This window comes from Psychroflexus maritimus (genome assembly GCF_011089875.1).
GTDB lineage: Bacteria > Bacteroidota > Bacteroidia > Flavobacteriales > Flavobacteriaceae > Psychroflexus > Psychroflexus maritimus.
The window spans coordinates 106,752-115,991 of record NZ_JAANAS010000050.1 but is presented as its reverse complement, the minus strand read 5'-3'; the positions used below and the strand labels follow the sequence as shown (position 1 = coordinate 115,991).

Below are 9,240 nucleotides of genomic sequence, written 5' to 3'. Positions count from 1 at the left end.
ACCAAAGACATGTTCAGAATTCCAATCCATAAGATTCCGCATCTCGTTATCGCTCGTGCGGAATGACAAAAGGAAGGGGAAGTGCGGTATCTCCCTGCAATGAAAACCTTATGTCAGGTCGAGTTTTTTTCTTGAGCAATAAGGGAAAGGAAATTGTATCGAAGCGGGTTCACTGAGTGATTGAATGTTTCATTAAAAAACATTCAATTGTATCGAAGTGAGGTCACTGAGTGATTTCAACAAACGAGAGTGGAGTTGAAATTGTATCGAAGTGAGGTCTCGATAAATTCGCCACGATGAACACACGAGCTGACAAAACAAAAAATAAGTGTATTTTTGCCATGATAAAATAATTAGAAACAAAAAATATCAAAAACGATTTTTTAAATCGTTTGAATTAATACTTGAAACGTAAAACAACAAAAAACATGAAAGCATACGTATTTCCAGGACAAGGCGCTCAATTTTCAGGAATGGGCTTAGATTTATACGAAAAATCTCCTGAAGCTCAAGAATTATTTGAAAAAGCCAATAAGATTTTAGGTTTTAATATAACAGATATTATGTTTGAGGGCTCGGCTGATGACTTAAAACAAACCAAAGTAACTCAACCTGCAATCTTCATTCATTCGGTTGTTTTAAGCAAAGTTTTAGGTGATGATTTTCAACCCGATATGGTAGCAGGTCATTCCTTAGGCGAGTTTTCTGCGCTTGTAGCCAATGGCACTTTGAGTTTTGAAGATGGCTTAAAGTTAGTTTACAAGCGTGCACTAGCCATGCAAAAAGCTTGCGAAAATCAGTTGTCAACCATGGCGGCCGTCTTAGGGTTAGAAGACAATGTAGTGGAGGAGGTTTGTGCTTCAATAGATGGAGTTGTGGTTCCAGCCAATTATAATTGCCCGGGGCAATTGGTGATTTCAGGAGCTACAGAAGCTGTTGAAAAAGCCTGTGAAATACTCAAAGAAAAAGGAGCAAAAAGAGCTTTATTACTTCCTGTTGGTGGAGCTTTTCATTCGCCTTTAATGGAGCCTGCAAGAGAAGAATTAGCCAAAGCAATTGAGGAAACTACTTTCAACAAGCCAAAATGTCCAATTTATCAAAATGTGACGACAACTTCAATAACTGAGCCAGAGGAAATCAAGAAAAACCTGATGGCACAACTTACAGCGCCAGTAAAATGGACGCAAACCATGAAACAAATGCTAGCTGATGGCATGGAGAGTTATACCGAAGTAGGGCCTGGAAAAGTACTACAAGGCTTGCTTAAAAAAGTAGATCGAAAATTTCCTACCGTAAGTGCTTCAATTGAATAAATAATAAGATGAAGTTATAATTAAAAGCGAACTTATTAAACTGAGTTCGCTTTTTTTTAACGACCAAATTTTTGTATTAAAATACGCTCGGTTTTATAAATAGGAATAAAAATAAATACAAACATTAAACTTAAAGAAATACTAATTTCCCATAAAATAGAAGGTTGAATAACAAATGCTAATAGAGCCGTTAAAAGGTAATAAAACCCCCATCTAAGCATTGATTTAGCGGCATATTTCTGAGAAAAATCCCAAGCTTCTTGAGATTTCATGCTTCGTTTGGTTCGGTATCCGTAAAAATGATTAATTGATTTTGGAGGCTTCTTCAGCATATAATACCCGTTGCAATAAGTATCAAACTTGTTGATACGGGAACAATGAACAAGGCGTTTTCAAACATGATTTTATTTTGATTCAAATGTAATTAATATCTTTAAATTATTAATTCAAAAATATTCTTTTGCAAAAAACATTTAAATCATATTTAAAAATAATCAAAAAAAGCTTCAAATTATAACAGATGTTCATTTCAAGCCACGAAAAATTTCGTTATTTTTGTGAATCGATAATTAAAATACTATGAAACAAGACGTATATCAAGGCCACGATTATTACAATTTAGACGATTTACTCTCAGAAGAGCATAAACTTATTCGTCAAGCAGCTAGAGATTGGGTAAAACGCGATGTGAGTCCAATAATTGAAGAAGCTGCTCAAAAAGCAGAATTCCCTAAATCAATTATAAAAGGACTTTCAGAAATTGGTGCTTTTGGGCCCTATATTCCAGAAGAATATGGTGGTGCTGGTTTAGATCAAATTTCGTATGGTATTATTATGCAAGAAATTGAACGTGGAGATAGTGGAGTGCGCTCTACCGCTTCTGTACAATCTTCTTTAGTGATGTTTCCTATTTACGCCTACGGAACCGAAGAACAAAAAAAGAAATTTTTACCTAAATTAGCCAGTGGTGAGATGATGGGTTCATTTGGTTTAACTGAACCAGACCATGGCTCTAATCCAGGTGGAATGGTCACTAATTTTAAAGATAAAGGAGATCATTACTTACTAAATGGAGCTAAACTATGGATTTCTAATTCGCCTTTTTGTGATGTGGCTGTTGTATGGGCTAAAAACGAAGAAGGACGTATCCACGGACTTATTGTTGAGCGAGGTATGGATGGTTTTTCAACGCCTGAAACGCACAATAAATGGTCGCTTAGAGCTTCCGCTACAGGTGAATTGATTTTTCAAGATGTAAAAGTGCCTAAAGAAAATTTACTTACTGGAAAAAGTGGACTTGGTGCTCCCCTGTCATGTTTAGATTCGGCACGCTACGGAATTGCTTGGGGTGCAATTGGAGCCGCTTTAGATTGTTATGACACAGCTTTAAGGTACGCAAAAGAGCGTATTCAGTTTGGCAAACCTATTGCTAGCTTCCAATTGCAACAAAAAAAGCTAGCCGAAATGATAACTGAAATCACAAAAGCTCAACTGATGGCGCTTCGATTGGGCCAGTTGAAAAATGAAGGCAAAGCAACTACGGCACAAATTTCTATGGCTAAACGAAATAATGTAAAAATGGCCATCAAGATTGCTAGAGAAGCAAGACAAATTTTAGGGGGGATGGGTATTACAGGAGATTACTCCATAATGCGACACATGATGAACCTAGAAAGTGTAATTACTTACGAAGGTACACATGATATTCACCTTTTAATTACCGGCATGGACATTACAGGTATTGCTGCTTTTAAGTAGAATTCAACGTATAATAAAGAATATTAAAACTGTGATTTATTTAATGTAAATCGCAGTTTTTTATTTTAATTTTGCAGAAAAATTGAAATGGGAATCAAAGCCTTAAAAGAAAAAACAGAGAGTTATAGAAATCAGTTGCTTCATCACGATTTGTATAAATTAGTGGAAGGACCAAAAGACCTGCAAGTTTTTATGGAGCACCACGTTTATGCCGTATGGGATTTTATGTCGCTATTGAAAGCCTTACAGCAACAATTAACCTGTACTACAACGCCTTGGGTACCTTTAGGAAATCCACAGCACAGGTATTTGATTAATGAAATTGTTTTAGCTGAAGAAACTGATTTAAATATCTACGGAAAACGCCAAAGTCATTACGAAATGTATATTGACGCCATGCAAAAAGCAAAAGCAGATACTGCTAAAATTGAAACTTTAATTAGTTTGATTCAAAAAGGAAAAAGCTTTGAAGAAGTGGTTCAGAAGATCGATTTACCAACCTCTGTTGAAGCTTTCTTAGATTTCACTTTTAGGATAGTTAATCACGGAAAACCCCATGAAATTGCAGCTGCATTTACCTTTGGAAGGGAAGAGTTAATTCCTGATATGTTTAGCTCTATAATTCATGAAATTCAGCAGAATTTTCCTGAGCAAGATTTAAGTTTGTTCACGTATTATTTTGATAGACACATTGAATTAGACGAAGATGAACACGGTCCAATGGCTTTAGAATTAATTGAAGAATTATGTGGTACAGAAACTAAAAAGTGGGAAGAAGCGGAGAAAGTTTCAATTGAAGCTCTTCAATTAAGAAGTAGTTTATGGGATGGGATTGCTAAAGATATTCTGCGTTACAAAGCTATTGCCTAGTATCAATTATATTCTGAATAAAAATCACTCTTCAGGGGCTAATTCAATAACTAGGCCGTCTAAGTCTTTGGTAATTTGAATTTGACATCCTAATCGGCTATTATCTTCTACATTAAAAGCCTCTGAAAGCATGGCCTCTTCATCATCAGTCTTTTCACTGAGTTGATGATTTGATTTTACATAACACTGACAAGAAGCACACATAGCCATTCCACCACAAACACCAATAGTGCCTTCAGGTGCAAGCTCGTATGAGCGAACAATTTCCATTAAATTCATTGCCATATCTGTTGGGGCATCAACTTTGTGTTTAACTCCTTCTCGGTCAATAATAGTTAGTTTAACGTCCATTCAAGTAAAAAATTAGTTAGTCAATTGCTTTTACCACCGCTTTTGGAGCTTCTTTTTTAGAACCATCAAATCCTGTTACCCCTCCCACAGTAGTATATTTCATGACGTAACGTTTATCAGGATGTATTTTTTGGAAAGCACTTTGACACATTAAAGTTGCCTCATGAAAACCACATAAAATCAATTTCAATTTTCCAGGGTAGGTATTTACATCTCCAATGGCATAGATACCAGGAATATTAGTTTGGTAATCTAAAGTATTATCAACTTTAATAGCATTTTTTTCAATTTCTAATCCCCAATCTGCGATTGGACCTAGTTTTGGTGAAAGTCCAAATAAGGGGATAAAATAATCAGTAGCTAATTCAAAATCTTCTTGAGGATTGTTGTTCTTTCGAATTACAACAGATTTTAGACGCTCATTGCCTTTAAGGTTAACTATTTCAGCCGGAGTAATTAATTTAATTTTACCCATATCTTTCAATTCTTTCACTCGGTCAACCGATTCTAGAGCACCTCTAAATTCATTTCTTCGATGCACTAAAGTCACTTCAGAAGCTACATCAGCAAGGAAAATGCTCCAATCTAAAGCAGAATCTCCACCACCTGCAATGACCACCGATTGATCTCTAAATTTTTCAGGATCTTTAATCATGTACTCTACTCCTCTCTTTTCAAAATCGAATAGTCTGTCTATTTTTGGTTTTCTTGGTTCAAAACTTCCTAATCCTCCAGCTATTGCAATAATTGGAGCCTGATGTTTGGTACCTGCATCGGTGGTTACTATAAACGATCCATCATCGAGTTTTTCTATAGTTTGTGCTTTTTCTCCTAAGGTAAAACCTGGTTGAAAAGATTTAATTTGTTCCATTAAGTTATCTACTAAATCGCCTGCTAAAACTTCAGGATAACCTGGAATATCATAAATAGGCTTTTTAGGGTAGAGCTCGGCTAACTGTCCGCCAGGTTGTGGCAGGGCATCAATAATATGACATTTCAACTTCAACAATCCTGCTTCAAAAACTGCAAAAAGCCCCGTAGGACCTGCACCAATAATCAATATATCTGTCTTTATCATTTAATTTAAATTTTGTGTAGTAAAAATCTAACTTTTAGTAGGCATGAACTATGATTTTCATCAGATATTGTTAAAATTTTTAAGCCTCTGCTACTTCAATATTTACTACTTGTTCAATTTGTGGTGCGTATTTTTTAATGGTCATTTCAACTCCAGATTTTAGCGTCATTTGGTTAACCGAGCAACCTACGCATGTTCCCATTAGTTGTACCTTGACCAATTTTCCACCTTCAATTGATAAAAGTTTAATATCTCCTCCGTCGCTGTTCAGAAAGGGCCTTATTTCATCTAGCGCCTTAAGTACTTCATTTTCTAACTCTTTTCCTTTCATCATAATTCTATAATTATTGGGTTAACCAAACGTCTATTTTTTATTCACAGCACTACAACCAGCCATTGTTGTTATTTTAATGGCATCAGTGGGTGGTAAATCTTCATTTCGCTTCACCACTTGTTCCACCACATTTTTGGTCAACTCAACAAAAGACTCGCTTAACTGTGTGCCTTCCTGCATTGCCGCTGGTCTTCCTACATCACCAGCTTCTCTAATACTTTGCACCAGTGGAATTTCTCCTAAGAAAGGAATTTCTAAGTGATTTGATAAATTTTTAGCGCCTTCTTTTCCGAAGATATAATATTTATTATCTGGCAATTCTTCAGGCGTAAAATAAGCCATGTTTTCAACAATTCCTAACACAGGTACATTGATATTTTCCTGTTGAAACATTGCTACCCCTTTTTGTGCGTCAATCAAAGCCACATTTTGTGGTGTGCTTACTACAACAGCTCCTGTAATTGGCATCGATTGCATAATAGAAAGATGGATATCACCCGTTCCGGGAGGCAAATCAACCAACAAGAAATCTAACTCACCCCAATCAGCATCAAAAATCATTTGATTCAATGCTTTTGCCGCCATAGGCCCACGCCAAATAACGGCTTGATTAGGTTTGGTAAAAAATCCAATCGATAACATTTTGACCCCATAACTTTCTACAGGTTTCATTTTAGATTTACCATCTACAGTTACAGAAAGTGGTCTTTCATTGAGTACATCAAACATTGTAGGCCCAGAGGGACCATAAATATCGGCATCCAACAATCCAACTTTAAAGCCCATTTTAGCCATACTTACAGCTAAGTTCGCGGTTACAGTAGATTTTCCAACACCACCTTTACCAGAGGCTACAGCAATAATATTTTTGATACCTGGGATAGGTTTTCCCTTAATTTCATTGGGATTTTGCTGTTTTTTGGCTTCCACTTTGATATTGACTTTGACTTTTGCTTTTTCGTAAACATGCTGGTGAATGGCTTTCATTACATCTACCTCAGCGCGCTTTTTAACGTGTAAAGCAGCCGTTTGTAATTTTAGGTCAACAATGACTTCATCGCCAAAAGTGACTATATTTTGAAGAACACCAGAATCTACCATATTTTGACCTTCGCTAGCCACACTAATAGTTTCTAATGCTTTTTTAATTTCTTCTTTATTCAATTGCATATTGAAAAGCTTTTTTTAATTAGATTTAATCTAAATGCAAATATAGGCTAAGAACTTATAACGAGAGGAATATTTAATCGAAATTAACTATCGAATTAAACACAAAAACAATGGCTAAAAAAATAGTAAATCTAAAAATTAAACCTTATTTTTTTTTAAATAAAAGGGAAGGTTCTACTTAATGGGACAATAAATTTCGGCCATCATGCATCTTGCACTTCCTCCTCCGTTGGTCTCTATACAACTTAAATCTGCACTTAGAATTTTAGTGTATTTTTCAATTTGATTAATTTGTGAAGCCGTTAAAACATTTTTCGCGCTTTGACTCATGACTAAATAAGTTTCATTAGAGCTAGCCGATTTCACTTGAAGCATATTACCTGCAAAATTCTGCATTTGAGTTTCCGTAATCTCAATAATTTCTTTTCCGTCGTCTTTCAAATGATTTAATACATTTTTACGCTCTTTCTTATCATCTATTGAAGCTGTGCAAATTACAGCAAAATCTTCTCCAACACACATCATAACATTGGTGTGATAGATGGGCAGACGCTTTCCGTTTACATCTTGATTAGCGGTAAAAATAACAGGCATAAACTCAAAATCTTCACAAAATTCAATAAGTAATTCTTCGTTTGCTCTAGGCGACAGAGCACAATAGGCTTTTCTATGTATTCGATCTAAAATCAAGCTACCCGTTCCCTCAAGATAGACCTTCTCATCTTCTGCTTGTGTATAATCAACTATTTGATTGAATTCAAAACCTTTTTTTTCAAGGGCTAAAAAAACTTCTTCTCTTCGTTCACGCCTTCGGTTTTTAGCAAACATAGGATACAAAGCTATATTGCCATTTTCATGAAAAGAAACCCAATTATTAGGAAACAAAGCATCAGGAGTATTTAGGCTAGGGTCGTCCTCTACCACATGAACCTCTATTCCTGCTTCGGTTAATTTCTCAACAAAAGCATCAAACTCGTCTTGGGCTTTTTTATTAGTGGTGGCGTGTAATTCTTCTGTTGATTTTTGAAAAAAATTGTTTACTGCAGTTTCTTCATTCATTCTAAAAGAAGCTGGGCGAATCATTAGTAATTGATCTGTAATCTGTCTCATTTTATTCTCTTATTAAAGGTAAAGTTGAACATCTCAACAAACCTTCTTGTTTGGCTATTTCTCTATAATTTACTTCTTCAACAGTAATTCCTTTTCCACGCAACCACGAGTTTAGACGCTTGAAGTGAGCATCTGAAATAACTAACTTTGGACTGATTGAAAAAATATTACTTGTCATATCAAACATTTCTTGCTTATCTATTTCAAAAACATTCTCAACTCCAAATAGTTGAACCAACCACTGGTACTCTTCTTCCTCTAAGAAACCGTTTTTGTGAATAATGGCATATTTATTTCCCACTGGCTGAAAACAACAATCTAAATGCAAAGCGTTTTCTTTAGGCGCTGTATTGCTTTTTCTCAGGTTAAACGATTTTACTTGCTTATTCGGAAAAGCCTTTTGCAAAGCTTCAACCGCTTTTGGGTTGGTTCTTGCTGTAATGTAATCTGAATAATCTTCTCCGCGATAGGTACCTACAAACAAGTATTCTCCGTGAGGCATAACATCTCCACCTTCTACATGGCAATCTTCAGGTAAATTTAATGTTTTTGAATTATCTAATCGACTAATTACCGGCTGAATTGCATCGATTTCTTGAGCTCGATCTGGTAAGATATTGGCTTTCACAAAAACATCATCAATAACAAACCCAATGTCTCTAGAAAAAATTTGGTTGTAATTTTGAATTACCCGCGGACGAAAAACCTCTACCCCATATTTTTTTAAAACACGAGCCACTTGCTCCATTTCTGCCAACATATCTTCTTCTTTAGGATAAGTGCCTGCTTTAATATGTAAAGCCGATTTTGGATCATACGCATCTGCCAAGTTGGGTTTTCCACCATTAGATTTTGCTGTACCCAAAACCACTGCTTTTAGACGATTGGTTTCGTTGGTAACATTTAGTTTCATAGAGGTTTCATTTTTTGCAAAAGTACTGAATTAATTTAGTATTTAAAACTTGAAAAAAATAATCCTTATAAGTTACGAATTCCTAAAAAAAATCTGGATTTAGACAATTTTTTTGAAAGGCTAAAAGTTTTGATAAACTACAAACTCTGGGGTAATCGTTTAAACTTTCATCAAAATCATTCATCAATTGAAAATATAAATGAGGAATGTATCCACCATTTTCATGAGCTTCCCCTAACCAACAAAATACTTGGCCTTGTTTAATTTTTTTCCCTACGTGATTATTCTTTAGCGAAAATTTACTTAAATGACCGTACAAAGTATAAAAACAGCCCGATTTGTT

11 protein-coding genes are annotated in these 9,240 nt (G+C 35.3%); 3 read left to right on the top strand and 8 right to left on the bottom strand.

Annotated features, from left to right (window positions below):
• The first annotated feature begins 428 nt into the window (after positions 1-428).
• Positions 429-1,313 carry an ACP S-malonyltransferase gene (gene fabD, locus G7034_RS07435; protein ID WP_166400328.1) on the top strand — a complete coding sequence of 295 codons (885 nt, stop codon included), beginning with the start codon at positions 429-431 and terminating at the stop codon, positions 1,311-1,313.
• Between the two features lie 56 nt (positions 1,314-1,369).
• On the opposite strand, the gene G7034_RS07430 is transcribed toward fabD, so the two are convergent.
• Entirely contained in the window at positions 1,370-1,645 is a 276-nt protein-coding gene (locus tag G7034_RS07430; protein WP_166400327.1) for an SdpI family protein, read from the bottom strand.
• 247 nt (positions 1,646-1,892) lie between these two features.
• Between G7034_RS07430 and G7034_RS07425 the strand changes: the two genes are divergently transcribed.
• Together G7034_RS07425 and G7034_RS07420 are read left to right on the top strand one after the other, a co-directional pair.
• On the top strand, positions 1,893-3,071 hold the full coding sequence (locus G7034_RS07425; RefSeq protein WP_166400326.1) for an acyl-CoA dehydrogenase family protein: 1,179 nt from the start codon (positions 1,893-1,895) through the stop codon (positions 3,069-3,071).
• An 87-nt stretch (positions 3,072-3,158) separates the two neighbouring features.
• On the top strand, positions 3,159-3,941 hold the full coding sequence (locus tag G7034_RS07420) for a DUF3050 domain-containing protein (protein WP_166400325.1): 783 nt from the start codon (positions 3,159-3,161) through the stop codon (positions 3,939-3,941).
• 24 nt (positions 3,942-3,965) lie between these two features.
• Here G7034_RS07420 and G7034_RS07415 read toward each other — a convergent pair whose 3' ends face one another.
• From G7034_RS07415 to G7034_RS12080, 7 genes are all read right to left on the bottom strand, one after another.
• Positions 3,966-4,292, bottom strand: coding sequence for a 2Fe-2S iron-sulfur cluster-binding family protein (locus G7034_RS07415; RefSeq protein ID WP_166400324.1), 327 nt, complete (start codon positions 4,290-4,292; stop codon positions 3,966-3,968).
• A 16-nt stretch (positions 4,293-4,308) separates the two neighbouring features.
• A complete protein-coding gene (locus G7034_RS07410; RefSeq protein WP_166400323.1) occupies positions 4,309-5,370 on the bottom strand; it encodes an NAD(P)/FAD-dependent oxidoreductase in 1,062 nt (353 codons plus the stop codon).
• A 79-nt stretch (positions 5,371-5,449) separates the two neighbouring features.
• Positions 5,450-5,704: a NifU family protein gene (locus tag G7034_RS07405; protein WP_394351938.1), complete on the bottom strand. Its 255-nt coding sequence runs from the start codon at positions 5,702-5,704 to the stop codon at positions 5,450-5,452.
• 30 nt (positions 5,705-5,734) lie between these two features.
• The gene (locus G7034_RS07400; RefSeq protein ID WP_166400322.1) at positions 5,735-6,874 is read right to left on the bottom strand and encodes an Mrp/NBP35 family ATP-binding protein; all 1,140 of its coding nucleotides are present in this window, start codon (positions 6,872-6,874) and stop codon (positions 5,735-5,737) included.
• Positions 6,875-7,048: 174 nt separating this feature from the next.
• Positions 7,049-7,984: a citrulline utilization hydrolase CtlX gene (gene ctlX, locus G7034_RS07395; protein WP_166400321.1), complete on the bottom strand. Its 936-nt coding sequence runs from the start codon at positions 7,982-7,984 to the stop codon at positions 7,049-7,051.
• A 1-nt stretch (position 7,985) separates the two neighbouring features.
• Entirely contained in the window at positions 7,986-8,897 is a 912-nt protein-coding gene (locus G7034_RS07390) for a dimethylarginine dimethylaminohydrolase family protein (protein WP_166400320.1), read from the bottom strand.
• A gap of 82 nt (positions 8,898-8,979) precedes the next feature.
• Positions 8,980-9,216 (bottom strand): hypothetical protein, encoded by a 237-nt coding sequence (locus G7034_RS12080; protein WP_187349883.1) that lies wholly within the window; start codon positions 9,214-9,216, stop codon positions 8,980-8,982.
• Positions 9,217-9,240: the final 24 nt, after the last annotated feature.

Coding starts and splice junctions, on each gene's coding strand:
- G7034_RS07420 (WP_166400325.1), top strand. CDS start 3,159: ATGGGAATCAAAGCCTTAAAAGAAAAAACAGAGAGTTATAGAAATCAG.
- G7034_RS07405 (WP_394351938.1), bottom strand. CDS start 5,704: ATGATGAAAGGAAAAGAGTTAGAAAATGAAGTACTTAAGGCGCTAGAT.
- G7034_RS07425 (WP_166400326.1), top strand. CDS start 1,893: ATGAAACAAGACGTATATCAAGGCCACGATTATTACAATTTAGACGAT.
- ctlX (WP_166400321.1), bottom strand. CDS start 7,984: ATGAGACAGATTACAGATCAATTACTAATGATTCGCCCAGCTTCTTTT.
- G7034_RS07415 (WP_166400324.1), bottom strand. CDS start 4,292: ATGGACGTTAAACTAACTATTATTGACCGAGAAGGAGTTAAACACAAA.
- G7034_RS07400 (WP_166400322.1), bottom strand. CDS start 6,874: ATGCAATTGAATAAAGAAGAAATTAAAAAAGCATTAGAAACTATTAGT.
- fabD (WP_166400328.1), top strand. CDS start 429: ATGAAAGCATACGTATTTCCAGGACAAGGCGCTCAATTTTCAGGAATG.
- G7034_RS07390 (WP_166400320.1), bottom strand. CDS start 8,897: ATGAAACTAAATGTTACCAACGAAACCAATCGTCTAAAAGCAGTGGTT.
- G7034_RS07430 (WP_166400327.1), bottom strand. CDS start 1,645: ATGCTGAAGAAGCCTCCAAAATCAATTAATCATTTTTACGGATACCGA.
- G7034_RS07410 (WP_166400323.1), bottom strand. CDS start 5,370: ATGATAAAGACAGATATATTGATTATTGGTGCAGGTCCTACGGGGCTT.